This is a genomic window from Microtetraspora malaysiensis (assembly GCF_050947145.1).
GTDB lineage: Bacteria > Actinomycetota > Actinomycetes > Streptosporangiales > Streptosporangiaceae > Microtetraspora_A > Microtetraspora_A malaysiensis.
The window spans coordinates 777,421-803,112 of record NZ_CP191998.1 but is presented as its reverse complement, the minus strand read 5'-3'; the positions used below and the strand labels follow the sequence as shown (position 1 = coordinate 803,112).

The following is a 25,692-nucleotide window of genomic DNA, read 5'->3' as shown; positions in this document are numbered from 1 at the left end:
GCGCAGTCATGGGGACGCCTCTGCCGCGCGGGCGACGAGCCGGTTGGTCCACCACACGCCGACGCCGTCCAGGACGAGCCCGGTGACGAGGCATCCGATCCCGGCCGGTTCGCCGAGGAGAAATGTCAAGGGGCTCATGCCGAGCCCGGCAGCCATCAGCAGGCCGAGCGCGGGCAGGACGGCGAGGAGGCGAGCGGTGGCCCGGGGACCGGCCAGTTGGGCGTCAAGGTCCTGCCTGTGGGCCTCCGCCTCGCGCAACGACCCGCCGAGGCGCTCCACAAGCGCGGCCAGGCCACCGCCGGTGGCGACGCTGACCCGCCAGCAGGCGGCGAGCCGTACGAGGCCCTCGCCTCCTCTGGGCGGGACGACACGGAGCAGAGCGGCGGCGACGTCGCCCCCGTCTCTGGCAACTGCGGCCACCGGCCTGAGCGCGGCCGCGTCCGGAGGGGTGAGCGCGGCGACGGCGCGCGACAGCGCTTCGCCTGGCGTGCCGCCGGCGGCGAGTTCGGCCACGATGCCCTGGCAGAGCTCGATGGAGAGCGCGCGCCAGGCCGCGGCCTGGCGATCTGGACCGGGCCGGTCGAACAGGGCGGGCAGGCGTCTCGGGGCCGGGCGATCGGCACCGACAAGTCCGGCCAGACGAACAGCGCCCGTGCCCGAGCCGGTCCAGACCCATACCGCGAGCACCGCGGCCAGCACGGTTACGACGCCCATGAGAGCCCCGGGCATCGGGCCGCGAGCCCCGGAGCCGCGGCACCGGACGCCACACTGCCGTCGGAGCCGAAGGTCAGGGCGGGAACGGCGGTCACCAGGCCGGAGGTGTCGCGCTCCAGGACGCAGATCTCGGCGACCCTACGTTGTCCGGATCCGGGATCGCGGACGAGATGGACGACCACGTCGAGCGCGGCCGCGAGCTGGCTGTGCACCGCCTCCCTGGACAGCCCGGCCGCGCAGGCGAGAGCCTCCAACCGGGCCGGCACGTCCGTCGCCGCGTTCGCGTGGAGCGTCCCGCACCCGCCCTCATGCCCCGTGTTGAGCGCGGCCAGGAGGTCCACGACCTCGGCTCCCCGCACCTCTCCGACCACCAGACGATCCGGCCGCATGCGGAGCGCCTGCCGTACGAGATCACGGAGGACCACGCCGCCCGCGCCTTCGAGGTTGGACGGCCGGGTCTCCAGGCGTACGACATGAGGATGCCGAGGTCGTAGCTCGGCGGAGTCTTCGACGAGCAGGAGCCGCTCGCCCGGGTCGGCGAGAGACAGCATGGCCGAAAGCAGGGTGGTCTTGCCCGTGCCGGTGCCTCCCGAGACGAGGAAGGCGAGCCGCGCGGCCAGGATCTCGCGCAGCACCGCCGCCCCGATGCCGGGGATGAGTTCCTCAAGCGTGAACGTGCGGCGCGACGGGAGCCGAAGCGACATGCAGGGGCCGTCCGGCGCGATCGGAGGGAGCACGGCGTGCAGCCGGACACCGCCGGCCAGCCTGGCGTCCACGTACGGGCTGGCGTCGTCCAGTCGGCGACCGGCCGCCGCGGCGAGCCGCTGGGCGAGGCGACGGACCTCCTCGTCGCCGGAAAAGGTGACGGAGGTGCGCCGCAGCCCCCGACCGTCGTCGATCCACACCTCTCGCGCCCCGTTGACCAGCACGTCGGTGACATCCGGCTCGGCGAGGAGCCCTTCGAGCGGCCCCGCGCCGATGAGATCGGCGCGCAGGGTGCGTGCGATGGCCAGCACCTCGGCGTCTCCGAGCACCGCTCGCTCAGCTCTGAGTGCGGCCGCCACCCTGGCCGCGGTCGGCTCCAGTCCTGAACGGGCGAGCCGGACCCGCACCGCTTCGACAAGATCCGGGGCGACCATGGGATCGGACGGCGGCTCGCTCACCCCCCGCGGCTCGGCCGGCCGTGTCGCCGCCGCCTGCGTCGAGCCGTACGGAACCGTCTGCCCAGCACGCGCGCTCACGATGCCTCCATCAGGGTGTCGAGCAGGTCCGAGCAGAGCCGGCCCAGGGGTGTACGGCCCAGCGGGGGCGGCGCGCCCCGGTCGAGCGCGTGGGCGAGGCCCCGCTGATCCGGCAGCACGCCGACCTCCGGCACGCCGAGAGAGGCCGCGACGACCTCGGGGGCGAGGGCGCCGGGGCGCACCACCAGCCGGAGGTCCGCGGTGTGACGGCGGAGCTGCGCCATGACCTGCCCGGCGGCGAGCACGCCTCGTACGTCGGAACGGACGACGACCAGCGTGGCAGCGGCCCGGGACAGCGCCTCCGTCTCGGCGCCGCCCAGGTGGCGCGGCAGATCGGTGACGACCAGATCGCAGCCGCGCCGGGCGGCGTCGAGCACGGCCCGCATGGCCTGGGCCGGAACGGCGGCGGGCTCCCCGCGATGCCAGGACAGCACGGTCAGCTCGCCGAAGGTGGGCAGCGCGTCCTGAAGCGCCGCGAAGCTGACCCGCCCCTCTCTGCCCGCGATGTCCGGCCAGCGGGCTCCGGTCGCCTCTTCCTCGCCGAGGACCACGTCGATGCCGCCGCCCAGCGGATCGGCGTCCACCAGGAGGGTTCGAAGCCCGCGCCGTGAGGCCGTCAGGGCCAATGACGCCGCCAGGACGGTCGCGCCGGCGCCGCCTCCGCCACTCGAGACGCACATGACAGTGCCCGCTCTGCTCACGGGCTCGACCGCCTCGCCCAGCTCATCGACCAGGAGCCGTTCGGCCTGGGGCAGCTCGACCACCGCCCGCGCGCCGACGGCGACGCATCGCCGCCACATCGACGGATCGTCCGAACCGCGTGTCACCAGCAGCACGTCCGGCCGCCGGGGCGGGCCGGTGGCGGCGAGCGCGTCCGCCAGGTCGCCGCCGACGAGGACCAGCGGCGCGCCGCTCCAGTACGGCCGGGCATGCGCCGCGGCGTGCGCGACATCGAGCTCGACTCCGGCCGCCGCGGCGATGCGGAGGAGGTCGTCGAGGAGTTCCTGATCGTCCGTGATGGCCAGCGGCCGGTGCATGGCAGTCTCCCTCCTGGCAGGAAGACCACCTTGCGAGTACGGCACCACCCCCAGCCACACCGAACGGCGTTCTGGGGATAACTCGTCCCCTGTGGACTCGAAGGAGAGCGGGTGCGACGACGCCGGCCGTTCACGCGGCAGGTCTGGGCGAGATCGACACCAAAAGGGGCGACCCCCGCCGGGGGGGAGAGCGGGGGTCGCCTACCGGTCCGGCACTGGGGGGGTAGGCCGGACCCGTATTCGGAAGAAAGCTTTCAACAGTTGCCCATGGCCTGGCAAGGGAGTCGCCAAGCGCGCCCCACCGGCAGGTCAACTCTGTGTAATGAGAGTCACCACCGTATGCTGCCCGATCTCGGCAGCCGCGTCGAGCACCAATCGCCCGATTCGGCGGGTTTCTTTCCCTCGATGACCCCTGTCTCTCCACAGCCGTTGTCAATTCGCGACCTAAAACGATCACACAATGTGATCAAAAACGTATGTAACGATCCAATATCCCTAAGGACAAGAGCGCATCCGCGCATCCCCTCGTGTCCGTTCGCGATCGTCGGTAAAGGTCTTGGCCCGAGGGGTTCCCATGTACGGAAATCCGACGTAGAAAGGTGAAGACGGGCCTAGTGCCCGGGTACGGCCGCCGGGTACCCACGCGCGACCAGCCGCGGGAGGCGTGTCGGGATGGGCTTGTCCCGCCCCGACAAATACAGGTGCACGCTTGGTAACCCGGTGCGACGTACTGGCGACGGCGTCCCCTCCCAGGGACGCCGTCTGCTGTCGTTTTCGGACCTCTTTAACCCGGTTCGCCCGGTGGCTGGGGGACCTCCGCAGCCCGCAGAGGCCAGCGGCTTCCCGACGGAGGGCTGCCCCAGCAAGGGGAACGTGTCAGCGGGACAGGGCCTCGCAGATGGCGGTCGTCTCCCTCGCGCCGAGGACCACGGCCGAGGCGCAGTGCCGCACCCAGGCGCCGACCCCCGCGGCGGTACCGGTCTGGTAGGCCCGCAACGCCTCCACGTACGCGCCTCCGAGATCGACGTGCCCGACCTCCACGGCGGTGAGCGACTTGGGATCGAGCCCGTGCTCGACCAGGGTCAGCCGCTCGGCGGCGCGGGCCACGACCCCGTCCGCCACCCCGAACGGCCGCAGCACGACCAGTTCCGCGTGCACGATCGCGGCGAGGACGAGCGCGGGCGCGCCACTGCCGCCGGCGACGAGGTCCGCCAGGGCGGCCATCCGCACGCCGGTCTCCTCGGGGCCGGGGGCGGGGCCGAGGCCCATGGGGTCGACGGACGTCGGCTCGGTTCTCGGACGTCCCGGATCGGCGGTCAGACCGGCCGCGGCGAGGGCGTGCAGCCGGGCCAGCACCTGGCGCGGAGCGGTACGCCAGGTCTTGCCGAGCCGTCCCAGTTCGGCGGAGACGCGGAGCGCGCCCTGGACGGTGGCATCGGTCGCCTCTCCCGCGCGCAGCTTCTCCAGCGGCACGTCGGCGCCTTCGAGCGCGGCCGACGCACGCGCGCCACGCAGCGCCGATTCGGCCGAGACCTCGGGGCTGCGCCGCCGGAGCACGCGGTGACCGTAAAGCCGGTCGACCGCCTCGCGCGCCTCCTGTACGGCCTCCGGCACTCCCGGAAGTTCGGCGATGACTGCCAATGGGTCGCTCACGGGAACCGACCATACCGGCGAGTAGGCGTCATTCAACGAGGAGGTCCCGCCGTTGAACGCACAAACCGGCACCCCCTATCGCATTCCACTGTGTTTCATCAGGTATCCAGATAACAGGTGAATGGCCCTCTTCAGCCAACCAAGGCCCTGTCGGTACGGACCTGTCTAGACCTCTTGTCCTGGGCGCTTCCGGACTGGTGAAGTGGGACGCGACAATCATGAACGCCATGCGAAGGAGTACGTTGTGACCTCCGAAACCCCTGGTCACGAGACTCAGGAGACGCTGTCGAACCTGCTGACCGAGAATCGCCGGTTCGCACCACCGGCCGACCTGGCGGCGTCCTCGAACGTCACCGCGGCCGATTACGACGAGGCGGCGGAGGACCGGCTGGGCTTCTGGGAGCGCGCGGCCGAGCGGCTGACCTGGGCTGAGCGCTGGACCAACACGCTCGAATGGAACCCTCCCTTCGCCAAGTGGTTCGTGGGCGGCAAGCTCAACGTGGCCTATAACTGTGTCGACCGCCACGTGGAGGCTGGCCGCGGCGACAAGGTCGCCTACTACTGGGAGGGCGAGCCGGAGGGCGACAGCCGCACCATCACGTACGCCGACCTCCAGCGCGAGGTCTGCAAGGCGGCCAACGCGCTTGAGGAGCTCGGCGTGCGCAAGGGCGACCGCGTCGCCATCTACATGCCGATGATCCCCGAGCTGCCGATCTCGCTGCTCGCCTGCGCTCGCATCGGCGCGATCCACTCGGTGGTCTTCGGCGGCTTCTCCGCGAGCGCGCTGACGAGCCGCATCCACGACGCGGACGCCAAGGTGGTCATCACCGCGGACGGCGGCTTCCGCCGCGGCGCGCCGAGCGCGCTCAAGCCCACGGTGGACGAGGCGGTCCGCGAGTGCCCCGAAATCGAGCACGTCGTGGTCGTCCGCAGGACCGGCCAGGAGGTCGCGACGACGGACAAGGACGTGTGGTGGCACGACCTCGTCGAGCGGCAGTCCGACCAGCACACGGCCGTGCCGCACGACGCCGAGGACCCGCTGTACATCCTGTACACGAGCGGCACCACCGGTAAGCCCAAGGGCATCCTGCACACCAGCGGCGGCTATCTCACCCAGGCGTCCTGGACGCACCACGCCGTCTTCGACCTCAAGCCGGAGACCGACGTCTACTGGTGCACCGCCGACATCGGCTGGGTCACCGGCCACTCCTACATCGTGTACGGCCCGCTGGCCAACGGCGCGACGAGCGTCCTCTACGAGGGCACCCCGGACACCCCGCACCGCGGGCGCTACTGGGAGGTCGTCCAGAAGTACGGCGTGACGATCCTCTACACCGCGCCGACGGCGATCCGGACGTTCATGAAGTGGGGTGACGACATCCCGGCCAAGTTCGACATGTCGTCCCTGCGCGTCCTCGGCTCGGTCGGCGAGCCGATCAACCCCGAGGCGTACGTCTGGTACCGCACGCACATCGGCGGCGACCGCTGCCCCGTGGTGGACACCTGGTGGCAGACGGAGACCGGCGCCATCATGGTCAGCCCGCTCCCGGGCGTGACCTCGGCCAAGCCCGGCGCGGCCATGCGTCCCCTGCCGGGCATCGTCGCCGACGTCGTCGACGACCAGGGCAACTCGGTCCCGAACGGCGGCGGCGGCTTCCTCGTGGTCCGCGAGCCGTGGCCGTCGATGCTCCGCACCGTCTGGGGCGATGACCAGCGCTACATCGACACCTACTGGTCGCGCTTCGACGGGATGTACTTCGCCGGTGACGGCGCCAAGCGCGACGACGACGGCGACATCTGGCTGCTCGGCCGCGTGGACGACGTCATGCTCGTCTCCGGCCACAACATCTCGACCACCGAGGTCGAGAGCGCTCTGGTCAGCCACCCGAAGGTCGCGGAGGCGGCGGTCGTGGGCGCGACCGACCCGGTGACCGGCCAGGCGATCGTGTCGTTCGTCATCCTGCGCGGCAGCGCGGAGGAGAGCGACGACATCGCGGCCGAGCTGCGCACCCACGTGGCCAAGACGCTCGGCCCGATCGCCAAGCCGCGACAGATCCTCATCGTGCCCGAGCTGCCCAAGACCCGCTCCGGCAAGATCATGCGACGGCTGCTCCGCGACGTCGCGGAGAACCGCTCCCTCGGCGACGTCACGACGCTGACCGACAGCTCCGTGATGAATCTCATCTCCGAGCAGCTGCCGAGCGCGAAGAGCGAGGGCTGACCGGGATTTCCGGGCGGGCGCGGGTGTTCTCGGCGAACACCCGCGCCCGTTTACATGCCAGGACATAGGTAGCCTTGGCAGCAGGTGTGCCGGGAAGTCTGGTCGGCCGTCGCGGGAACCGCCCACGACGTACCGGTTCACCGAGGGGGATCATTGCGTCGCGCTGCCGAAATCCGGCCTGTCCGGCCGAGGGTGAAGTACGCCCGGCAACTCGCGGAGGCGCTCAGGACCGAGACGATCGGCGGCGTCATCATGCTGGCCGCGACCGTGGCCGCGCTCATCTGGGCCAACTCGGCGTGGTCGGACTCCTACCAGACCCTCCGGGAGACCGTGCCGGGTCCGCTTGGCCTCTCGCTCTACCAGTGGGCCTCCGACGGCCTGCTCGCCGTCTTCTTCTTCGTCGCCGGCCTGGAGGTGAAGGAGGAGTTCGTCCACGGGAAGCTGTCCAACGTCCGGGACGCGGTCCTGCCGATCGTCGCCGCGATCGCCGGGATGATCATCCCCGCGATCCTCTACCTCGTGGTGAGTTCGGGCGTGGACGGCGCCGCGAAAGGCTGGGCGATCCCGACCGCGACCGACATCGCGTTCGCCTTGGCGATCCTCGCCGTGGCCGCCCCCGCGATGCCGAACGCGCTGCGCGCCTTCCTGCTCACCCTCGCCGTGGTGGACGACCTCGGGGCGATCACCGTCATCGCCCTCTTCTACAGCGACCAGGTGCATTTCACGCCGCTGCTCGCCGCGACCGCCGTCCTCGCCCTGTTCGGGCTGCTCCAGTGGAAGCGGGTGCGCAACCCCCTGATCTTCATCGCGCTCGGCGTGACTGCCTGGGTGCTGGTGCACGAGAGCGGCGTGCACGCCACCGTCGCCGGCGTGATCTGCGGCCTGCTCACCCGCGTGCGCGCGGACGCGGACGAGGAGAGCTCGCCCGCCGAGCGCGCCGACCATTTCATCCGGCCGATCTCGGCCGGTTTCGCGGTTCCCGTGTTCGCCTTCTTCGCCGCCGGGGTCCGGCTCGACCCGCAGTCGCTCGGCGCGGTCTTCACCGAGAAGATCACGCTCGGCGTCATCATCGGGCTGGTCGTGGGCAAGTTCCTCGGTGTGTTCGGAGGGGCCTGGTTGTCGGTCCGGCTGGGCTTCGCGAGGATCAGCGAGGACCTGTACTGGCGCGATCTCGCGGCCGTGTCCGTACTCGCCGGGATCGGTTTCACGGTCGCGCTGCTGATCGGCGACCGCGCCTATCCCGGCATGGAGAAGATCACGACGGCGGTGCTGGTCGCGAGTTTCATCGCATCCGTGCTGGCCGCGATCCTCCTGCACGTCCGCGTGCGCAAGCGGGCACGGGATGATGTTTGATGGTTCGCAGAATAGGAGAACGCTGATGCCCGAGGACGAATCGCTCGGCGCGCTCGTCGCCCAGGCGAGCACGCACATCTCGACACTCGTCCGCTCGGAGATCGAGCTGGCGAAGGCCGAGCTGAAGTTCGACGCCAAGCGGGTGGGGATGGCCACCGGGCTGTTCGCCGCCGCGGCCTTCATCGCCCACCTGTGTCTGATCCTCGCCTCGTTCGCCATCGCGTACGCCCTGGTGGCGGCCGGGCTGTCCCAGTGGTTCGCGTTCGTCATCGTCACGGTGTTCTATCTGGTGGTGGCGGCCGGGCTGGTCTTCGTCGGCTACCGCCGGCTGAAGGGCCTGACCCGCATGCGCCGGACGACCCGCTCCATCAAGAGCCTCAAGGGCGGCGGCGAGGGCGTCGAGGCGGCCGAGGCCGAGGCGGAGACGCCCAGCCTGTTCCCCGAGACCGTCCCGCCGCGCAAGGCGTACACCGGCCCGACGGCCGGGCAGGTCGGCGCGCACCGCGAGACGGTGAGCGAGTCATCGGACCATGGCGACTGACGAGGCTTTCGTCCAGATCGAGGGGCCCTGGACGCATCGCACTGTGCACGCGGGAGGCACCCGGTTCCACGTGGTGGAGGCGGGTGACGGCCCGCTGGTGCTGCTGTTGCACGGGTTCCCCCAGTTCTGGTGGACCTGGCGGCACCAGCTCGTGTCGCTGCCCGCGGCCGGCTACCGCGCGGTCGCGGTCGATCTGCGCGGGTACGGCGCGAGCGACAAGCCGCCGCGCGGCTACGACCTGCCGAACCTGGCGATGGACGGCGCCGGGCTGGTCCGCGCGCTGGGCGAGACCGGCGCCATCGTCGTCGGCCACGACTGGGGCGGCCTGCTGGCCTGGACCATGGCGGCGTTCGATCCCAAGGTGGTCCGCCGGCTGGTCCCGGTCTCGGCGCCGCACCCGCTGCGGCTGCGGGCGTCGCTGCTCACCGACCCGCTGGGGCAGCTCAGGGCCAGCGGCCACACCCTCGGCTTCCAGTTGCCCGCGCTGCCCGAACGCCGGCTCACCGCCGACGGCGGCGCGCTCGTCGGGCGGCTGCTTGATGAGTGGTCGGGGCCGGAGTGGCCGTCGGAGGAGGACGCTCTGACCTACCGCGAGGCGTTCGGCATCCCCGGCGTCGCGCACTGCGCGCTCGAGTACCACCGCTGGTTCTTCCGGTCGCAGTTCCGGGCGGACGGCCTGCGCTACGCCCGCCAGATGCGCGCGGAGATCGAGGCGCCGACGCTCCAGCTCCACGGCGCGCTCGACTCCTGCGTCCTGCCGCGTACGGCCCAGGGGTCCAGCCGCTTCGTCGCCGCGCCCTACCGCTGGCGCATGCTCGAAGGAGCCGGGCACTTCCCGCACGAGGAGCGCCCCGAGGAGTTCGACGCCGAGTTGGTCGCCTGGCTCGCCGACCCGGAGCCGGACCGCTAACGCCCCACGACGGCCGCTCTCCGACATCGAGCGATCTGGAGGGATCATGCGCGACCGCGACGAGGCGGGCCGCCCCCGCAACGCCCGCCCCCGCGACGAGTACGGCCGGCCGCTGCCCCACGGCGCTCAGGGCGTGCCCCGGGTCCCCGACGACTACGCGCCGGACGCCGAGGAGGCGCTGGCCGACGCCGCGCGGCTGCTGGCCGACGGGCGGCCGTTCCACGCGCACGAGGTCCTCGAAGCCCGCTGGAAGACCGGCCCCGGCGACGAGCGGGAACTGTGGCAGGGGCTCGCCCAGATCTGCGTGGGCCTCACCCATCTCCAGCGCGGCAACCTCTCGGGGGCCGCCGCCCTGCTCTCCCGCGGCTCGGCCCGTGCCCTCGCCTACGGCCGCTCCCTCCCGCCGGGCGCGCCGCCGTACGGACTGGACCTGGACGGTGTGGCCGGCGCGGCGGGCCGGATCGTGCGCGGGATCGGCACGCAAGAGACCGACGCGGGGACGGCGATCGGCGAGATCCTCGGCCACCTGGCGCGGCGACAGGGCGCGTCTGGACCGCGTGCGGCAGGGCGGGGTCCGTCAGACGCTCCCTAGTCCAGGGCGTGTTTGCTGCGGTCTTGGCGCATTCGCGAATCCTCGGCGACCGCTGTGCCCCGATCTGGTGGCAGCCGGGCGACTCGATCGCGTAATGAGCCCACGGATCGAGCGGATTGAGTGATCTGCTTCACATGATGTCAGGGATTTCGCCGATGCGGTGTCTTGTACTCGAGCCCCTCGGAGCGAAGGAGACACCGCAGTGGCTCTGCACATGGACGGGGAGCTCGACGGCGTCATCGCGATGCGCGTCGAGGACACCCACATCGGCGGCCTCTACTACGTCCGCAACCCGCAGAAACTGACCTACATCGCATCCGAAACCCCACTCACCCTGCGATGAACACCGGTCCCAGAAAGAGCGCTAGTCGCACTCCTGGGTATTGGCGGGGGCAAGCGTGCCGCTGCCGCCGTTGGCGTCGGGACGGACCTCGTCGGCGGTGAGGGCGTACCCCGTCTCGGCCTGGTCGGTCGCGGCGGCGAAGATGACGCCGTAGACCCGGCCCTCGGGGCTGAGCAGCGGACCGCCGGAGTTGCCCGGCTGCACGACGCCGCGGATGGCGTAGACCTCGCGCTCGACCTTGTGCCGGTTGTAGATGTCGTACGACTCAGCGGGCTGCTTGATCCGGATCCGGGCGGCGAGCGGGGTGAACCCGTGGCCCTTCGGGTAGCCCGCGATGATCGCGTCGTCGCGGCTCCTCGCGGTGTAGTCGAAGCGCAGCGGCGTCACGTTCAGCCCGGGCACGTAGAGCACGGCGATGTCGCGGTCGGGGTTGTAGAGCACCACCCGGGCGTTGTGCTGGGACCCTCCGGAGTCGGTGACCCGCAGCTCCTGGCTGACCCCGGCGACGACGTGGGCGTTGGTCATCACGCGGTTGCGGGAGTAGACGAAGCCGGTGCCCTCGATGCGCTTGCGGCAGGTCGGCGCGGTGCCCTGGATCTTGACGATGGCCCGGCGCGCGCGGGTCAGCCCGGGGCTGCCCCTGAGCACGCCCTCGTCCGGCGGGGGCACGTTCTGCCCACCGATGGACGTGATCACCTCGGGCCACTCGGAGGAGTCGACGAAGTCGCGGAACGGCTTCTGCAGGGCGCGTACGCCGTTCGGGATGGCCTCGTCCACCGCCTGCCAGACGACCGAGCCGTTGATCTGTTCCTTGGGCAGGGGGAAGCCCATGGAGACGATCAGCGAGCCGAGCAGCCAGGCGATGAGCAGCACCGAGAGCCCGCTGGCCAGCGAGCCGCCGAAGGCGTCGACCAGGCGGGCGGGCTCCCACGTCACGTGGCTGCGCACCACGGCGCCCACGGTGGACGACGCGAACTGGCCGATGGTCGCGGCGAGGAAGACGATCACGATGGCGAGCAGGGCGCGCTCGGTGTCGCCGCTCACGATCGCCCCGGCGATCGGGGGCGCGATGAACATCCCGAGCACGGCGCCGCCGATGAACCCGACGAAGCTGAACGCCCCGATGATGAAGCCCTGCCGGTAGCCGGAAACGGCGAAGGCCACAACCAGGCCTATCAGAATGAGGTCGAGGAGATCGCCGCGCACAGATTCAACGGTATCCAGCCACGCCCGTCATCGTGCACACCTTCTTTCACCCCAGCTCGATATCGTGACGTCATGGGGGGACCGGTCGAGGAATTGATCCAGATCGCGCTGGCCGACGGAGACCCGGACGGCGCGGTCCGCTGGCAGGCGATAGCCGTACTTCAGGAGCGCGGCGACCTGGAGACCTTCACGCTGGCCCGGCGCCTGTGCGCCGGGAACACGACCGCGGAGCGCGTCCTCGGGGTGGACATCCTCGGTGAGCTCGGCCGCGACCGGCCGTTCGCCGACAAGACGCTCCCCATCCTGCGCTATCTCGCGGCCAGCGAGCTGGATCCGCGCGTGCTGTACTCGGTGCTGATCGCCTTCGGCCACCTGCGCGACGCGCGGGCGCTGCCCTCGGTGATCGAGCTGGCCTCCCACCCGGAGCACTCCGTCCGGTACGGCGCCGCGTACGCGCTGCCCAACGTGATGGGGAACCCACCGGACCCGGCCGGGCTCACGGCGCTGCGTCTGCTGGCGAGCGACCCGGACGACGACGTCGCGGACTGGGCCACGCTGGGCATGAGCCTCGTCGGCCACCTCGGCTCGTCCTCCTCCGAAGGCGCCGACCCCCGCCCGCTCTGAGGACCCGCTCTGAGGGCCCGGTCTGCGGGCCTAGCCGCGTGAGGCGAGCCTCAGCACGTCGGGCGGCAGATCCTCGACGCGTGAACGGTCCCAGGGCCGCTCGAAGCCCGACATGGCGAGCACCTGGTCGAGTATCCCCGCGGTGAAGCCCCAGACCAGCAGGCCGCGCGCCCGGAACGCGGGCGCGCCCTCCGGCTCCCCCGCGTACCTGCGGGACGCGTCCTCCTCCGGCGTGGCCCGGCCCCTCGGGTAGCGCAGCCGCAGCCGGTTCGAGGGATCCACCAGCTCGGCGATCGGGATGCGCTCCACGGACTCGACCTCGTCCGGCGAGGCCGCGTGGACGGCGGACGGCGTGTGCCACCACGCCAGGACCGGGGTCACCCGGTTGTGGCTGCGCCAGACGTACAGCTCGGGCATGGTGCCGATGGTCTCCACGCCGCTCGGGTCGAGCCCGGTCTCCTCCTGGGCCTCCCGCAGCGCGGCGCCCACGGGCCCGTTGTCGCCCGGGTCCACGCCGCCGCCGGGGAAGGCAGGCTGGCCGGCGTGCCTGCGGCCGTTGGAGCTGCGCTGGATGAGCAGGATGTCCGGTCCCGACGGTCCCTCCCCGAACAGCAGGAGCACCGCGGCCGGCCGCCCGGCACCATCGCCGGGGGGCCGCAGCACCTCGGGTACGGGGTTCCGCACGGCTTCCGCCGCCAGGTCCGTCAGCCAGCCGGGAACCAAAGTCTCCTCCGAATGCAGGTCGAGCCGCGCAAGCCGTACAACCGCGGAGCGGCGGCCGAACTTCCCGCCGATCGCCGTCCGCTCGGCGGCCTCAGGAAAAGGGGCCTTCCTTCACGAGCTTGGCCGCCTCCGCCGCGTCGGTCGGGCCGGTGCCGTACGCGGGGCACAGGGCGGCGACCGGGCAGGCACCGCAGGCGGGCCTGCGGGCGTGGCAGATGCGGCGGCCGTGCCAGATCAGGCGGTGCGAGAGCATCGTCCACTGGGACTTGGGGATCAGGTCGCCGACCTCGTGCTCGATCTTGACGGGGTCGGTCTCGGTGGTCCACGCGAAGCGCCGGGCCAGCCGTCCGAAGTGGGTGTCCACGGTGATGCCGGGGACGTCGAACGCGTTGCCGAGCACGACGTTGGCGGTCTTGCGGCCCACTCCGGGGAGGGCGACGAGTTCCTTGAGTGTGCCCGGCACCTCGCCGTGATGGCGGTCGCAGACCGCCTGTGCCATGCCGATGACGCTGTTGGCCTTGGCCCGGAAGAACCCGGTGGATCTGATCATCTCTTCGAGCTGTGTCCGGTCGGCCGCGGCGTAGTCGGCGGGTGTCCGATACTTCGCGAAAAGCACCGGAGTAACCATATTTACCCTTTTGTCCGTACACTGCGCCGAGAGGATCGTGGCGACCAGCAGTTCGAGGGGGTTGGCGAAGTCGAGTTCGCAATGGGCGTCAGGATAGGTTTCCGCCAGGATTCTGTTGATCCGCCGCGCGCGGCGAACGAGAGCGAGCCGGGACTCCCCAGCCGTCTGGACTTTGCGGGACACCCCGTAAGAGTACGCGGATGGTGTAGGTCACAATGGCTTGCACGGCGCCAACGACCGAGCGCGACCATTGCAAGGAGGCACCGTGAGCACCGAAGACGTACTGAGCAAGGCGCCGCTGTTCTCCGCGCTCGACCGTGAGGGCGCCGCGGCACTGCGGACCAGCGTCACCGAGGTCGAGTTGTCCAAGGGACAGACCCTGTTCAGTGAGAACCAGACTGGCGACCGGCTCTACGTGGTGCTGGAAGGAAAGATCAAACTGGCCCGCACCGCACCCGACGGCAGGGAGAACCTGCTCAGCGTGCTGGGCCCGGGCGAGATGTTCGGCGAGCTCTCGCTGTTCGACCCCCGCCCCCGTACGGCTTCCGCCATCGCCCTGACCGACGTGCGGCTGGCGGGGCTGGGCCACGACGACCTGCGGCCCTGGCTGACCGGCCGGCCCGAGGTGGCCCTGCACCTGCTGCGCGCCCTCGCGCAGCGGCTGCGCCGTACCAACGACGTGCTGGCCGACCTGGTCTTCACGGACGTGCCGGGACGGGTGGCCAAGCAGCTGCTCGACCTCGCCGACCGCTTCGGGCGTAAGACCGAGGACGGCCTGCGGGTCCACCACGATCTCACCCAGGAGGAGCTGGCCCAGCTCGTCGGCGCCTCCCGCGAGACGGTCAACAAGGCGCTGGCCGACTTCGCCCAGCGCGGATGGCTGCGCATCGAGGCCAAGGCCGTGGTGATCCTGGACATGGAGCGTCTCTACAACCGCTCCCGCTAGAGCGCCTTGAGGTACGCGAGCTGGGCCGCCACCGACATCTCGGCGGCGGGCCACAGCGCCGGGTCCACCTCCGCGTAGACGATCTCGACGATCTGCCGGGCGTCCTTGGCCCCGTCCCGGATGGCCTGGCGGATCTGGTCCAGCCGCTGCCGCCGATGGGCGATGTACTCGTCCAGGACTCCCACGGGGTCGGCCAGGACCGGGCCGTGGCCGGGCAGCAGCGCCTCCGCGTTGAGGATCTCGGCCCCCGCCCGCAGGCGGTCCAGGCTGCGCAGGTAGTCGGCCAGGTCTCCGTCCGGCGCGATCACCGTCGTCCCCCGGCCCAGGATCGTGTCGCCGGTCAGCATCGCCCGGTCCTCCGGCAGCCAGAAGCAGAGCGAGTCGGAGGAGTGCCCCGGGGTCCCGACCACCCGGACCTCCAGGCCGTCGAGATCGATGACGTCGCCGTCGCCCAGCCCCTCGTCGCCCAGCCGGTGGCGCGGATCGAGCGCCCGGACCGGCGCGTTCACCATTTCGGCGAACCGCAGCGCGCCGCCGCTGTGATCGTCGTGACCGTGGGTGAGCAGCACGGCCGCCACCCGGCGGCCGTCGAGGTGGCTGGCCACCCGCCGCAGGTGCCCGTCGTCGTCCGGCCCCGGGTCCACCACGAGCACGGTCTCCGCCCGCCCGACGACCCAGGTGTTCGTGCCGTCCAGCGTCATCGGCGAGGGGTTCGGGGCCAGCAGGGCGGTGGCGTGCGCCGTACCGGAGCCGTCGATGTCCGAGCCGTCCCGAGCGCCCGAAGCGCCCGGGGTGCCCTCTATCGGGATCCGGATGCCGCTCATCGGCCCCCGCCTCCGTCGCCCTGCCCGGCGAGCCGACCGGCATCGGGGACGATCAGGACCATCTCGCCGTCCACCTCGGCGGCCGACGGCTGGATGGTGGTGATCACGCGATCTGCGCGCAGTACATCGCCGACCGCCCCAAACTCGCGCATTTCGGTCAACGTGCTGAATGTCGGCGGCATGAGCATGATCTCCCCGGCCGCGGCCCGGTCCAGGGCGGCGGCGGGCGGCATCCAGGCGACCATGTCCGCCTCTCCCCCGACGTCGCGCGTACGCTGACCCGGCGGGAGCGCGGCCACGAAGAACCGGGTGTCGAACCGCTTGGTCTCGATCTCGGGCGTGATCCAGTGCGCCCATGGCCGCAGAAGGTCGGAGCGCAGCACGAGGCCCCGCCGGTCGAGGAACTCCGCGAACGAGAGCTCATGGGCGATCAGGGCGAGGCGGTCGGCCTCCCAGTCGTCGCCGGTGGTGTCCGCCACGATCGTGGTCGCGCTGGGCCCGGCCAGCAGCACGCCGGACTCCTCGAAGGTCTCCCGTACGGCGGCGCACACCAGCCCGCGCGCGGTCCGCTCGTCCGCGCCGAAGACCGCGCCCCACTCGCGGGGCGAGGGGCCCGCCCAGGCGACGGCGTGGTCGGCGTCCCGGGGGTCCACCGAGCCGCCCGGAAAGACGTACGCGCCCGCGGCGAACGCCATCGTCGCCTTCCTGCGCAGGAGATAGACCTCAAGGGGGCTGTCGCGGAGCACCACCACGGTGGCCGCGTCCCTCGCGGGCACCACGGGGACGCGTCCCGCGAGGACGTCCCGCGCCCGTTGCCCGATCTCTCCCGGAAGCGGGATCGCCATACATCCTCCACGCGGTAGCGCCTCTGGTGACCCATCATGACGCGTACGGAAATGCCGGGTATATCCGGCAGGGTGTCACGTCCCGCTCGCGAGATGCCGGACCGCACCGCGGCCCCGGCGGCGATCACGCGAGGAGCGCGCCCTCGGGCGGACGCCCCGCGCGTGATCACACCGCGTACGAGGAGGGTCAGCGGACCTCGGCGATCAGCTCGACCTCAACCGGGGCGTCCATCGGGAGGACCGCCACGCCGACGGCGCTGCGCGCGTGCTTGCCGGCGTCCCCGAGGATCTCCCCGAGCAGCTCGCTGGCGCCGTTGGCCACCTGCGGCTGGCCGGTGAAGCCGGGAGCGCTCGCCACGAAGGCGACAACCTTCACGATCCGGACGACCTTCGACAGGTCGCCGACCACGGACTTCACCGCGGCCAGGGCGTTCAGCGCGCAGATCCGCGCCTGCGCCGCGGCCTCCTCGGCGGAGACCTCGGCCCCGACCTTGCCGGTGACGGCCAGCTTGCCGCCGACCATCGGAAGCTGGCCGGAGGTGTAGACGTAGTCACCGGTGCGTACGACCGGCACGTAGGCGGCGAGCGGAGCCACCACCTCGGGCAGGGTCAGACCCAGATCGGCGATGCGCTTCTCAGGGTTGGTCATCACTTCTCCCGCTTCATGTAGGCGACAAGCTGCTCAGGGTTCGGACCCGGGATGACGGAGACCAGCTCCCAGCCATCCTCTCCCCAGTTGTCCAGAATCTGTTTCGTCGCGTGCGTCAGCAACGGCACGGTGACGTATTCCCACTTGGTCATGGGGCCAGGTTAGCGACGGTTCATCCGCCGCGCCCGGGGGGCCGATCGCCCACGAGTCAGTGGGTGTCGCGGTCCCAGACTGGACTCTGGACGGTCGGAGCGCGGTCCACCCCATCCGCCGTACCGGGAAGGCCGGACAGGCCGGGAACGACGGTCTGGGGCTCGATCGCGGGCACCTCCTCGACGACGCCCTCCGTCGGCTCGGGCTCCTCCGGCGCCGCGCCGGACTTGGGCGCGTCCGGAGCCATCCGGTCGAAGAAGCGCAGCATCTCGACGGGCAGCGGCATGACGAGGGTGCTGTTCTTCTCCGCGGCGACCTCCACCACGGTCTGCAGCAGGCGCAGCTGCAGGGCGGCCGGGTCGGACGACATCTCCCTGGCGGCGGCGGCCAGCCGCTTGGACGCCTGGAACTCGCCGTCGGCGGTGATGATGCGGGCGCGGCGCTCACGCTCGGCCTCGGCCTGGCGGGACATCGACCGCTTCATGCCCTCGGGGAGCGCCACGTCCTTGATCTCGACCCGCTCGATCCTGACGCCCCAGGGCCCCTCGGTCGGCTCGTCGATCACACTCTTGAGCCGGGAGTTCAGCTCGTCGCGGTCGGACAGGAGCTGGTCCAGCTCCGACTGGCCGATGACCGACCGCAGCGAGGTCTGGGCGACCTGCGACACCGCGAAGAGATAGTTCTGCACGTTGACGACGGCCTTGATCGGGTCGATGACCCGGAAGTAGACGACGGCGTCCACCCGGACCGAGACGTTGTCACGGGTGATCCCCTCCTGGGCGGGGATGCCCATCGTCACGATCTGCATGTTGACCTTCTGCAACCGATCGATCACCGGAGCGACCAGGTGAACCCCCGGCCCTCGGACGTTCGACTGGATGCGCCCGAGGCGGAAGACGATGCCGGTCTCGAATTGCTGCACGACCCGGATACTGCGTGCCAGCACGACCAGCACGAAGATCGCCAATAACAGAACAAGCGCGAACACGACCGACTCCACGCTCGCTACCCCTTTCCACACCATTGTGTAAAAGCCATGACGTCCGCCCCCAAGCCAATCGACGCACACGTCGTATCGCAAGGGTTCACAAGGGACGGCCTCCGCGAAATCGACATGTGACCTTTGGGTAGCCTTCAACCCGTGAGCGAGCGGAGCGAGCGAACAACCCGGCGCGGCGGCGTCTCCGACGCCATTTCCACGCCCCCTGGCGAGGAGGAGCCGTGAGCTCTCGGGACACCGATTGGGACGGCGTGCGCCTGCACGTCGTCACCGGAAAGGGCGGCACGGGCAAGACCACCGTCGCCGCCGCCCTGGCCCTGGCCCTCGCGGCGGGCGGCCGCAAGGTGCTGCTCGTCGAGATCGAGGGCAGGCAGGGCATCGCCCAGATCTTCGACCTGCCGCCGCTGCCGTACGAGGAGCGCAAGATCGCCGTCGCGCCCGGTGGCGGCGACGTGTACGCCCTGGCGATCGACCCCGAAGCGGCCATGCTCGACTACCTCGAGATGTTCTACGGCCTCAAGCGGATGGGCAAGGCGCTCACCCGGATGGGCGTCGTCGACTTCGCCACCACCATCGCCCCCGGCCTGCGCGACGTCCTCGTCACCGGCAAGACCAGCGAGGCCGTACGCCGTCGCGACGGGTCCGGCCGACGCGTCTACGACGCGGTGGTGATGGACGCGCCGCCGACCGGACGGATCACCCGGTTCCTCAACGTCACCCAGGAGGTCGCCGGGCTCGCCCGCGTCGGCCCCGTCAAGAACCACGCCGACCTGGTGCGCGGGGTCGTCGCCTCGCCCGAGACGGCGGTGCACTTCGTCTCGCTGCTGGAGGAGATGCCGGTCCAGGAGACGCTGGACGGCATTGCCGAGCTGCACGAGGCCGGGCTGCCGGTCGGCGGCATCTTCATCAACATGGTCCGCCCGGTCGACCTGCCGAAGGACGTGCTGGACGCGGCGGTGAAGAACCGGCTCGACCACGCCGAGCTCGCGCTGGGGCTCAAGGCGGCCGGTCTCGCCGGAGGTTCCGACGACGCGACGGCGATCGCCCAGGCCCTCGCCCAGGAGGTCGTCGACCACGCCCACCGGACCCGCCTGGAGAAGCGGGAACGGGCCACCCTGGCCAAGGCGGGCACGCCGCGCTACGAGCTGCCGCTGCTCGCCGACGGCGCCGACCTGGCCGGGCTGTACGAGCTCGCGGAGGCCATCCGCGCGCAGGGCGCGGCATGACCCGCCCCCGTACGGCACGAGCGGCCGCCGGTCGGCCCCGGCCCGGCGCGCCCCGACGTGGAAAGGCTGAGTTGTGACCAAGACGGCGCCCGCTCTGGACATCGACGCGATCCTCGACGACGAGAACACGCGCATCGTCGTGTGCTGCGGCTCCGGCGGCGTGGGCAAGACGACCACGGCCGCGGCCCTCGGGCTGCGCGCGGCCGAGCGGGGCCGGTCGGTGGTCGTGCTGACCGTCGACCCGGCGAAGCGGCTGGCCCAGGCCATGGGGCTGACCGAGCTGGACAACATCCCCCGCCTGGTCAAGGGCGTCCGCTCCCCGGACGGCGCCAAGGGCGGTCACGACGGCTCCCAGGCTGCCACGGGCTCCCGGGGTGGCTCGCCGGACGGCTCCCGGGGCGAGCTGCACGCCATGATGCTCGACATGAAGCGGACCTTCGACGAGATCATCGAAGCGCACGCCGACCCCGAGCGCGCCCGTCAGATCCTGACAAATCCCTTTTACCAGTCGTTGTCGTCGAGCTTCTCCGGCACGCAGGAGTACATGGCGATGGAGAAGCTGGGGCAGCTCCGCCGCTCCGGCGACTGGGACCTGATCATCGTCGACACGCCCCCGTCCCGGTCCGCGCTCGACTTCCTCGACGCGCCGGAACGGCTCGGCCGGTTCCTCGACGGGCGGCTGATCCGCATCCTCATGGCCCCGGCCAAGGCCGGCGGCAGGAGCGCCTTCAAGCTGCTCAACGCCGGTTTCGGCATCGTCGCCGGCGCACTGACCAAGGTGCTGGGCGCCCAGGTGCTCAAGGACCTCCAGATGTTCGTCTCGGCCCTCGACGCGGTGTTCGGCGGCTTCCGGCAGCGCGCGGATCAGACGTACAAGCTGCTCCAGGCGCCGGGGACGGCCTTCGTGATCGTCGCCACGCCGGAGCGTGACGCGATCCGCGAAGCGTCCTACTTCGTCGAGCGGCTGGCCGAGGAGCGGATGCCCCTGGCCGGGCTCGTGATCAACCGGATGCACCGCTCGCCCGCTGCCGCCCTCTCCGCCGCCCGGAGCACCGCGGCGGCGGAGGATCTGGAGTCCCGTGGCGAGCACGATCTGGCCGCCGCCGTCCTGCGCCTGCACGCGGGACGGATGCAGCTCGCCGCCCGCGAGCAGCGTGAGCAGGAACACTTCACGTCGGCGCACCCGACCGTGCCGATCGCCCACGTCCCGGCGATGGCCGAGGACGTCCACGACCTGGACGGGCTGCGCGAGATCGGAGAGCTCCTCGCCTCATGAGCGAGTGAGGAGGGAGGGGGCGGACCCTCGGCTTATCCCGCGATGAGCTCGTTGGTCCGCTCGTACTCTTCCTTGGCCGACTCCAGCAAGTCGCGCCAGGAGTTCACATCGGGCCGGCGCCTCAGCAGCGCGCGGCGTTCCCGCTCTGTCATGCCGCCCCACACCCCGAACTCGATGCGGTTGTCCAGCGCATCGGCGAGGCATTCGGTACGGACCGGGCATCCCCGGCAGATCAGCTTCGCCCGGTTCTGCGCGGCCCCCTGCACGAAGAGCGCGTCAGGATCCGCACCTCGACAGGCGGCACGGGAGGTCCAATCCGTGATCCACATGTTCGACCCCACTCCCCTTAAGGTGGTCAGTCGTCATTTCGGCCGACGGGCGCGGGCGTCGAGCCTCCTGGTTGCATTGCCGCAGAGGAGAACGTACGCAACATGACGATCTGTTCGACAGACCCGGGCGGACCAATTTCCCGGATGGTCATGTCAGGCCATGTGGCCGGGAATGACTAGTCCTGCCGGTCAGGGCCGACAGTAAAGTCGGCACCTCCGGTATCGAGCGAGTGCCGCAACACGCGTACCCTTGGTAACGTGCAAGCTAAAGGCAAAGCTCAGGCAACGGCGCTCGGTACCGTCCTGCGGCTGTTCGTCGCCGCGGGCGCGGCGGGGGTGCTGGCGGCGGCCATCGCGCTACCGGCTGTCGGCGGTGCGGGCATCACGGTGAAATCCGTCAAGGAAGAGCTGAACATCGGGCCGGAGGAACTCGACGAACCTCCGCTTCCCGAGAAGACCACTCTGCTCGACGCGGGCGGCAAGCAGATCGCGCAGTTCTATTTCCAGAACCGCGAATCCGTCCCGCTGGACAAGATCGCACCGATTATGCGGAAGGCCATCGTCGCCATCGAGGACTTCCGCTTCTACGAGCATGGGGCGCTCGATCTTGAGGGCACGAGCCGTGCCCTCGTCAAGAACCTCACCACGGGGGGCGTCACGCAGGGCGGCTCCTCGATCACTCAGCAGTACGTCAAGCAGGTCATCTTCAACAGGGCCGAGACCGACGCGGACAAGGCCGCGGCGCTCGCGCCGACGTTCTCGCGCAAGCTCAACGAGATCCGCTACGCGATGGCCATCGAGAAGAAGTACACGAAGGACGAGATCCTCAACAGGTATCTCAACATCGCGTACTTCGGTGCCGGATCTTACGGGATCGAGGCGGCCTCCAAGCGGTTCTTCGGAAAGCACGCCTCCGAACTCGACCTTGTGCAGGCCGCCACGCTGGCCGGAGCCGTGCAGAATCCGAACAACACCGACCCGAACCTGGGCAAGGCATACCGCGACCGCCTCGTCTTGCGGCGCAACACCGTGCTCGACCGCATGGCCGAGCTGAAGATCATCACCCAGGCTGAGGCCACCAAGGCCAAGTCCAAGAAGCTCGGCTTCAAGGACAAGCCCATCCCCGGCGGGTGCGAGGAGAGCGAGTTCCCGTACTTCTGCCTGTACGTGCAGAACGAGATCCTGCACGACAAGCAGTTCGGCAAGACCGAGAAGGCCCGGCGGGAGTTCCTGAACCGGGGCGGCCTGACGATCAAGACGACGCTCAACCGCGACATGCAGAAGGCTGCCGAGAAGGCGATCAAGAAGTACGTCCACGCGTCCGACAAGCCGGTGGCGTCCGAGGCGCTCATCGAGCCGGGCACCGGCGCGATCCGGGCGATGGCGGCGAGCCGGAAGTTCGGCACCAACCCCAAGAAGAACGAGATGTCGTTCAACGTGGTCGCCGACGCCCTGCACGGCGGCGGCACCGGCTTCCAGGCCGGTTCGACGTTCAAGATGTTCACCCTGGTCACCGCCCTCAAGGAGGGCATGAAGATCGATGACGGTTTCAGCGTCGGCGGCACGTTCCAGGCCAACGGGTACTCCGACTTCAAGAACTGCAAGGGTGAGAACGTCGGCGACCCGAGCGCCGTCCAGCACAACTCCGAGGGCGGCAACGGCGGGTTCGAGACGCTGAAGACCGGCACCTGGGGCTCCGTCAACACCTTCTTCATGACGCTGGAGCGGAAGGTCGGCCTCTGCGACGTCGTCAAGACGGCCAAGGACTTCGGCATCAAGCGGGCCGACGGCCAGAAGCTGCGCGAGTTCCAGACCTTCACCCTCGGCTTCAACGAGATGGACCCGGTGACCGTGGCGTCCGCGTACGCGACGCTCGGCGCGCGCGGCAAGTCCTGCGCACCGATGGCGATCACCGAGATCGTCGACCGGTTCGGCAAGGCCACCGCGTTCAAGCCGGACTGCAAGCAGGCCGTGGAGCCGGAGATCGCCGACGCGACCAGCTACATCCTGAAGGGTGTGTTCACCAACGGCACCATGCGCGGCGTCGGCGGCATCGGCCGCGACGCGGCCGGCAAGACCGGTACCGGCGACCAGTCGCGCACCGTCTGGTTCGCCGGATACACCCCGGACCTCGCCGGAGCGGTCAGCCTCGGCGACCCCCGCGGCCCGGTCCGCTACCCGCTGGGCGGCCAGGTCATGGGCGGGCGTGCCTACGGCTCGGTGTTCGGCGCCACCATTCCGGGGCCGATCTGGAAGGACACCATGCTGGGGGCGCTCAAGGGCGTCTCGGCCTCGTCGTTCACCTCGCCCGATATGTCGCGGTTCGGCGGGTGCACCAGCCAGTGCGCGCCGCGCCGCCCGGAGCGTGACGATCACGGCGGCGACCGTGGCGACCGTGGCAACGGCCGAGACCGCGGCAACGGTGGAGATCGTGGCAACGGCCGAGGCGGGTTCGGCCGCTGGGACAACGGCGGCGACGACCCGCTCATCCTCGGCAACTGACCCGGCCGCCTGAGGCGGTGGTTCGCGGGCCGGCGGTCGTCACCGCCGGCCCGCGACGCGTCTACGGCCCCTACATCCCGGTTTGGATGGCTTGAGTCAGCGGGCCGGGCCAGCGGGCGGCCTCAGCCCGCTCCTGGCTCGCTTCGCGCTCCGAGCACGGGTGCTTCGGCGGGCGGCCGGATCAGCCGGCGAGACGGGCGCGTACCGCCTGGGCGACGCGGCCACCCTCGGCACGACCCGCGATCTTCGGGTTGAGGACCTTCATGACCTGCCCCATCGCCTTGGGCCCCTCGGCGCCGCTCTCCGCGATCGCCTCGTCCACCAGGCGGTTCAGCTCGTCGTCGGAAAGCTGCGCGGGCAGGTACTCCTCAAGAACGGCCTGCTCGTCCAGCTCGGCCTGCGCCTGGGCGGCCCGTCCGGCGTTCGCGAAGGCCTCGGACGCCTCGCGACGCTTCTTCGCCTCGCGGGTGAGAACCTTGAGGATCTCCTCATCCGAGAGCTCGCGAGCCTCCTTGCCCGCCACCTCCTCGACGTTGACGGCGGCCAGGGCCATGCGGATGGTCCGGAGGCGTACCTCGTCGCGGGCCTTCATCGAAGCCGAGAGATCGGCCTTCAGCTTGTCCTTCAACGCACTCATGGGGTCCATCTTGCCGCCTCGGCGGATCGGTTCTCGCCTCGATATCCCTGAGCCGTGGCCCGGGTCGGGCATGATGGCACTGTGAGGAAAGCTGTCACGGTGCCCTTGTCCCTACTCGGCCTCGGCGTGGCGGGTCTCGGCTACGCGTCCGTCCTGGAACGCAACTGGTTCCGGCTACGGCGCTTCGACGTCCCCGTACTCGCTCCAGGGCAACGGCCGGTCCGGATCCTGCAGATCTCCGACCTGCACCTCACCCCGCGGCGGTCCCGGCTGATCGACTGGGTGCGCTCACTCGCGTCCCTCCAGCCCGACCTGGTGGTGAACACCGGCGACACCCTCGCCCACCCCGACGCGGTCCCGGCCTACATGCGCGCCGTCGAGCCCCTGCTCGACCGGCCCGGCATGTTCGTGTACGGGTCCAACGACCTTTACGCGCCGCGCCCCAAGAACCCCGCCAGGTACCTCTGGCGTACGTCCAAGAACGATGCCCGGCAGACCATCCCGAACCTCCCCTGGGACGAGCTGGGGGCCGCGATGACCGCGGCCGGATGGCTGGACGTGAACAACACGACCGCGCGCCTCAAGGTGGGCGATCTGGACGTGCACGTCGGCGGCATCCACGACTCGCACATCGACCGCGACCGGTACGACCTGATCTCCGGTCCCGCCCCCGACGACGCCGACCTTCGGCTGGGCGTCATGCACTCCCCCGAACCGCGCAACATGTCGCGGTTCGCCGCCGACGGCTACCAGCTCCTGCTCGCCGGCCACACCCACGGCGGCCAGCTCTGCATCCCCTTCTACGGCGCCCTGGTGACGAACTGCGGCATCGACCGGGCCCGGGTGAAGGGCCTGAGCCGGCACGAGGCCGCGTGGCTGCACGTGTCCGCCGGCCTCGGCACCTCGCCGTACGCACCGGTCCGGTTCGCCTGCCCGCCGGAGGCGACGCTCCTCACGCTCGTCCCCCGGCGGACCACTTCCTGATCACCGGATCAGCGGATGACACAAGCACGACCAAAGTCCGCTAGACTTTCCGAGGCAAGCAGGGCGCAAGCTCTGCAGGCACCGGGGTGTAGCGCAGCTTGGCAGCGCGCTTCGTTCGGGACGAAGAGGCCGTGGGTTCAAATCCCGCCACCCCGACCCGATAGATGCAGGTCAAGGGCCTGATCGCTGGAGACAGCGGTCAGGCCCTTGATCGTTTGACCGTCATTTGACCGTCAGTCTGAACGCCGCCAGAGGGCACCGACAGGTTCAAACGAGTTTTCCTGGGCACCTTGATCACGACAGCGTGGGCCCCGAACTTTGATGGTCGTTCAAACTGAGGGCGTAGTTACTGCGTCGACGAGATAGCCAGGGTGCCCTTCTAACACGCCTCATCGTCGAGAATGCCGACGAATCCCGCCCTCAGCCGAGCACTTCCAGGTCTTGCCCAATCAGCTGGACTGGCGGACATCCTGGTACGGTTCGCCCCGGTCGGGCCCGTCCCCCGCACCAAACAGGGTCTCAACAAGCCTTCAGC

At 70.5% G+C, this 25,692-nt stretch carries 26 protein-coding genes and 1 tRNA gene; 13 read left to right on the top strand and 14 right to left on the bottom strand.

From position 1 onward, the window contains the following. Positions 1 to 6 precede the first annotated feature (6 nt). The 4 genes from ACQP1V_RS03960 to ACQP1V_RS03945 all read right to left on the bottom strand — a co-directional run bounded on the left by ACQP1V_RS03960 (position 7) and on the right by ACQP1V_RS03945 (position 4,645). Positions 7 to 714 (bottom strand): type II secretion system F family protein, encoded by a 708-nt coding sequence (locus tag ACQP1V_RS03960; RefSeq protein WP_433418869.1) that lies wholly within the window; start codon positions 712 to 714, stop codon positions 7 to 9. Then, entirely contained in the window at positions 702 to 1,853 is a 1,152-nt protein-coding gene (locus tag ACQP1V_RS03955) for a TadA family conjugal transfer-associated ATPase (protein WP_433425749.1), read from the bottom strand. The genes ACQP1V_RS03960 and ACQP1V_RS03955 overlap by 13 nt, the downstream gene beginning before the upstream one ends. 98 nt (positions 1,854 to 1,951) lie before the next feature. Then, a complete protein-coding gene (ssd, locus tag ACQP1V_RS03950) occupies positions 1,952 to 2,992 on the bottom strand; it encodes a septum site-determining protein Ssd (RefSeq protein WP_433418867.1) in 1,041 nt (346 codons plus the stop codon). Positions 2,993 to 3,868: 876 nt separating this feature from the next. Then, complete coding sequence (locus tag ACQP1V_RS03945) at positions 3,869 to 4,645, bottom strand: oxidoreductase (protein WP_387412370.1); 777 nt, start codon at positions 4,643 to 4,645, stop codon at positions 3,869 to 3,871. A 244-nt stretch (positions 4,646 to 4,889) separates the two neighbouring features. Here ACQP1V_RS03945 and acs point away from each other — a divergent pair, with 244 nt between their 5' ends. From acs to ACQP1V_RS03915, 6 genes are all read left to right on the top strand, one after another. Then, positions 4,890 to 6,866 carry an acetate--CoA ligase gene (acs, locus tag ACQP1V_RS03940; RefSeq protein WP_433418865.1) on the top strand — a complete coding sequence of 659 codons (1,977 nt, stop codon included), beginning with the start codon at positions 4,890 to 4,892 and terminating at the stop codon, positions 6,864 to 6,866. A gap of 192 nt (positions 6,867 to 7,058) precedes the next feature. After that, complete coding sequence (gene nhaA, locus ACQP1V_RS03935) at positions 7,059 to 8,219, top strand: Na+/H+ antiporter NhaA (RefSeq protein WP_433418864.1); 1,161 nt, start codon at positions 7,059 to 7,061, stop codon at positions 8,217 to 8,219. Between the two features lie 25 nt (positions 8,220 to 8,244). Next, positions 8,245 to 8,760: a phage holin family protein gene (locus tag ACQP1V_RS03930; RefSeq protein WP_433418862.1), complete on the top strand. Its 516-nt coding sequence runs from the start codon at positions 8,245 to 8,247 to the stop codon at positions 8,758 to 8,760. After that, complete coding sequence (locus tag ACQP1V_RS03925) at positions 8,750 to 9,670, top strand: alpha/beta fold hydrolase (RefSeq protein WP_433418860.1); 921 nt, start codon at positions 8,750 to 8,752, stop codon at positions 9,668 to 9,670. The genes ACQP1V_RS03930 and ACQP1V_RS03925 overlap by 11 nt, the downstream gene beginning before the upstream one ends. Before the next feature lie 46 nt (positions 9,671 to 9,716). Next, positions 9,717 to 10,262: a DUF309 domain-containing protein gene (locus ACQP1V_RS03920; protein WP_433418858.1), complete on the top strand. Its 546-nt coding sequence runs from the start codon at positions 9,717 to 9,719 to the stop codon at positions 10,260 to 10,262. A gap of 202 nt (positions 10,263 to 10,464) precedes the next feature. Continuing rightward, entirely contained in the window at positions 10,465 to 10,605 is a 141-nt protein-coding gene (locus tag ACQP1V_RS03915; protein ID WP_433418856.1) for a hypothetical protein, read from the top strand. A 21-nt stretch (positions 10,606 to 10,626) separates the two neighbouring features. On the opposite strand, the gene ACQP1V_RS03910 is transcribed toward ACQP1V_RS03915, so the two are convergent. After that, entirely contained in the window at positions 10,627 to 11,811 is a 1,185-nt protein-coding gene (locus tag ACQP1V_RS03910; RefSeq protein WP_433418854.1) for a MarP family serine protease, read from the bottom strand. A 72-nt stretch (positions 11,812 to 11,883) separates the two neighbouring features. On the opposite strand from ACQP1V_RS03910, the gene ACQP1V_RS03905 reads away from it, so the two are divergent. Further along, positions 11,884 to 12,435: a HEAT repeat domain-containing protein gene (locus tag ACQP1V_RS03905; RefSeq protein ID WP_433418852.1), complete on the top strand. Its 552-nt coding sequence runs from the start codon at positions 11,884 to 11,886 to the stop codon at positions 12,433 to 12,435. Between the two features lie 30 nt (positions 12,436 to 12,465). Here ACQP1V_RS03905 and ACQP1V_RS03900 read toward each other — a convergent pair whose 3' ends face one another. Together ACQP1V_RS03900 and nth are read right to left on the bottom strand one after the other, a co-directional pair. Continuing rightward, complete coding sequence (locus tag ACQP1V_RS03900; protein ID WP_433418850.1) at positions 12,466 to 13,158, bottom strand: NUDIX hydrolase; 693 nt, start codon at positions 13,156 to 13,158, stop codon at positions 12,466 to 12,468. A 91-nt stretch (positions 13,159 to 13,249) separates the two neighbouring features. Then, entirely contained in the window at positions 13,250 to 13,969 is a 720-nt protein-coding gene (gene nth / locus ACQP1V_RS03895) for an endonuclease III (protein WP_067136547.1), read from the bottom strand. 82 nt (positions 13,970 to 14,051) lie between these two features. On the opposite strand from nth, the gene ACQP1V_RS03890 reads away from it, so the two are divergent. Next, a complete protein-coding gene (locus tag ACQP1V_RS03890; RefSeq protein WP_066950431.1) occupies positions 14,052 to 14,732 on the top strand; it encodes a Crp/Fnr family transcriptional regulator in 681 nt (226 codons plus the stop codon). On the opposite strand, the gene ACQP1V_RS03885 is transcribed toward ACQP1V_RS03890, so the two are convergent. The 5 genes from ACQP1V_RS03885 to ACQP1V_RS03865 all read right to left on the bottom strand — a co-directional run bounded on the left by ACQP1V_RS03885 (position 14,729) and on the right by ACQP1V_RS03865 (position 18,191). Then, positions 14,729 to 15,556 (bottom strand): MBL fold metallo-hydrolase, encoded by an 828-nt coding sequence (locus tag ACQP1V_RS03885; RefSeq protein WP_433418848.1) that lies wholly within the window; start codon positions 15,554 to 15,556, stop codon positions 14,729 to 14,731. The two genes, ACQP1V_RS03890 and ACQP1V_RS03885, sit on opposite strands and share 4 nt — an antisense overlap. After that, positions 15,553 to 16,401, bottom strand: a complete 849-nt coding sequence (locus ACQP1V_RS03880; protein ID WP_433418847.1) for an NUDIX hydrolase — start codon at positions 16,399 to 16,401, stop codon at positions 15,553 to 15,555. Before ACQP1V_RS03880 ends, ACQP1V_RS03885 begins: the two co-directional genes overlap by 4 nt. A 187-nt stretch (positions 16,402 to 16,588) precedes the next feature. Beyond that, on the bottom strand, positions 16,589 to 17,050 hold the full coding sequence (locus ACQP1V_RS03875) for a RidA family protein (RefSeq protein ID WP_433418845.1): 462 nt from the start codon (positions 17,048 to 17,050) through the stop codon (positions 16,589 to 16,591). Then, complete coding sequence (locus ACQP1V_RS03870) at positions 17,050 to 17,202, bottom strand: DUF4177 domain-containing protein (protein WP_157529890.1); 153 nt, start codon at positions 17,200 to 17,202, stop codon at positions 17,050 to 17,052. The genes ACQP1V_RS03875 and ACQP1V_RS03870 overlap by 1 nt, the downstream gene beginning before the upstream one ends. Positions 17,203 to 17,258: 56 nt before the next feature. Beyond that, on the bottom strand, positions 17,259 to 18,191 hold the full coding sequence (locus ACQP1V_RS03865) for a slipin family protein (RefSeq protein WP_433418843.1): 933 nt from the start codon (positions 18,189 to 18,191) through the stop codon (positions 17,259 to 17,261). A 233-nt stretch (positions 18,192 to 18,424) separates the two neighbouring features. Here ACQP1V_RS03865 and ACQP1V_RS03860 point away from each other — a divergent pair, with 233 nt between their 5' ends. Both ACQP1V_RS03860 and ACQP1V_RS03855 read left to right on the top strand, forming a co-directional pair. After that, on the top strand, positions 18,425 to 19,429 hold the full coding sequence (locus ACQP1V_RS03860) for an ArsA-related P-loop ATPase (protein WP_067136535.1): 1,005 nt from the start codon (positions 18,425 to 18,427) through the stop codon (positions 19,427 to 19,429). A gap of 73 nt (positions 19,430 to 19,502) precedes the next feature. Then, positions 19,503 to 20,705, top strand: a complete 1,203-nt coding sequence (locus tag ACQP1V_RS03855) for an ArsA family ATPase (protein ID WP_433418841.1) — start codon at positions 19,503 to 19,505, stop codon at positions 20,703 to 20,705. 32 nt (positions 20,706 to 20,737) lie between these two features. Here ACQP1V_RS03855 and ACQP1V_RS03850 read toward each other — a convergent pair whose 3' ends face one another. Then, positions 20,738 to 21,034, bottom strand: coding sequence for a WhiB family transcriptional regulator (locus tag ACQP1V_RS03850; protein WP_061253934.1), 297 nt, complete (start codon positions 21,032 to 21,034; stop codon positions 20,738 to 20,740). Positions 21,035 to 21,292: 258 nt separating this feature from the next. On the opposite strand from ACQP1V_RS03850, the gene ACQP1V_RS03845 reads away from it, so the two are divergent. Continuing rightward, positions 21,293 to 23,536: a transglycosylase domain-containing protein gene (locus ACQP1V_RS03845; RefSeq protein ID WP_433418839.1), complete on the top strand. Its 2,244-nt coding sequence runs from the start codon at positions 21,293 to 21,295 to the stop codon at positions 23,534 to 23,536. 181 nt (positions 23,537 to 23,717) lie between these two features. Here ACQP1V_RS03845 and ACQP1V_RS03840 read toward each other — a convergent pair whose 3' ends face one another. Then, on the bottom strand, positions 23,718 to 24,173 hold the full coding sequence (locus ACQP1V_RS03840; RefSeq protein ID WP_433418837.1) for a GatB/YqeY domain-containing protein: 456 nt from the start codon (positions 24,171 to 24,173) through the stop codon (positions 23,718 to 23,720). Positions 24,174 to 24,254: 81 nt separating this feature from the next. Here ACQP1V_RS03840 and ACQP1V_RS03835 point away from each other — a divergent pair, with 81 nt between their 5' ends. Together ACQP1V_RS03835 and ACQP1V_RS03830 are read left to right on the top strand one after the other, a co-directional pair. After that, positions 24,255 to 25,157, top strand: coding sequence for a metallophosphoesterase (locus ACQP1V_RS03835; RefSeq protein WP_433418836.1), 903 nt, complete (start codon positions 24,255 to 24,257; stop codon positions 25,155 to 25,157). 82 nt (positions 25,158 to 25,239) lie between these two features. Next, a tRNA-Pro gene (locus tag ACQP1V_RS03830) sits at positions 25,240 to 25,313 on the top strand. Positions 25,314 to 25,692 lie beyond the last annotated feature (379 nt).

Bases quoted from the DNA above. Each gene is read 5' to 3' on its own strand.
- ACQP1V_RS03960 (WP_433418869.1), bottom strand. From the start codon at position 714: ATGGGCGTCGTAACCGTGCTGGCCGCGGTGCTCGCGGTATGGGTCTGG.
- ACQP1V_RS03955 (WP_433425749.1), bottom strand. From the start codon at position 1,853: ATGGTCGCCCCGGATCTTGTCGAAGCGGTGCGGGTCCGGCTCGCCCGT.
- ssd (WP_433418867.1), bottom strand. From the start codon at position 2,992: ATGCACCGGCCGCTGGCCATCACGGACGATCAGGAACTCCTCGACGAC.
- ACQP1V_RS03930 (WP_433418862.1), top strand. From the start codon at position 8,245: ATGCCCGAGGACGAATCGCTCGGCGCGCTCGTCGCCCAGGCGAGCACG.
- ACQP1V_RS03925 (WP_433418860.1), top strand. From the start codon at position 8,750: ATGGCGACTGACGAGGCTTTCGTCCAGATCGAGGGGCCCTGGACGCAT.
- ACQP1V_RS03920 (WP_433418858.1), top strand. From the start codon at position 9,717: ATGCGCGACCGCGACGAGGCGGGCCGCCCCCGCAACGCCCGCCCCCGC.
- ACQP1V_RS03905 (WP_433418852.1), top strand. From the start codon at position 11,884: ATGGGGGGACCGGTCGAGGAATTGATCCAGATCGCGCTGGCCGACGGA.
- ACQP1V_RS03885 (WP_433418848.1), bottom strand. From the start codon at position 15,556: ATGAGCGGCATCCGGATCCCGATAGAGGGCACCCCGGGCGCTTCGGGC.
- ACQP1V_RS03880 (WP_433418847.1), bottom strand. From the start codon at position 16,401: ATGGCGATCCCGCTTCCGGGAGAGATCGGGCAACGGGCGCGGGACGTC.
- ACQP1V_RS03875 (WP_433418845.1), bottom strand. From the start codon at position 17,050: ATGACCAACCCTGAGAAGCGCATCGCCGATCTGGGTCTGACCCTGCCC.
- ACQP1V_RS03870 (WP_157529890.1), bottom strand. From the start codon at position 17,202: ATGACCAAGTGGGAATACGTCACCGTGCCGTTGCTGACGCACGCGACG.
- ACQP1V_RS03850 (WP_061253934.1), bottom strand. From the start codon at position 21,034: ATGTGGATCACGGATTGGACCTCCCGTGCCGCCTGTCGAGGTGCGGAT.
- ACQP1V_RS03840 (WP_433418837.1), bottom strand. From the start codon at position 24,173: ATGAGTGCGTTGAAGGACAAGCTGAAGGCCGATCTCTCGGCTTCGATG.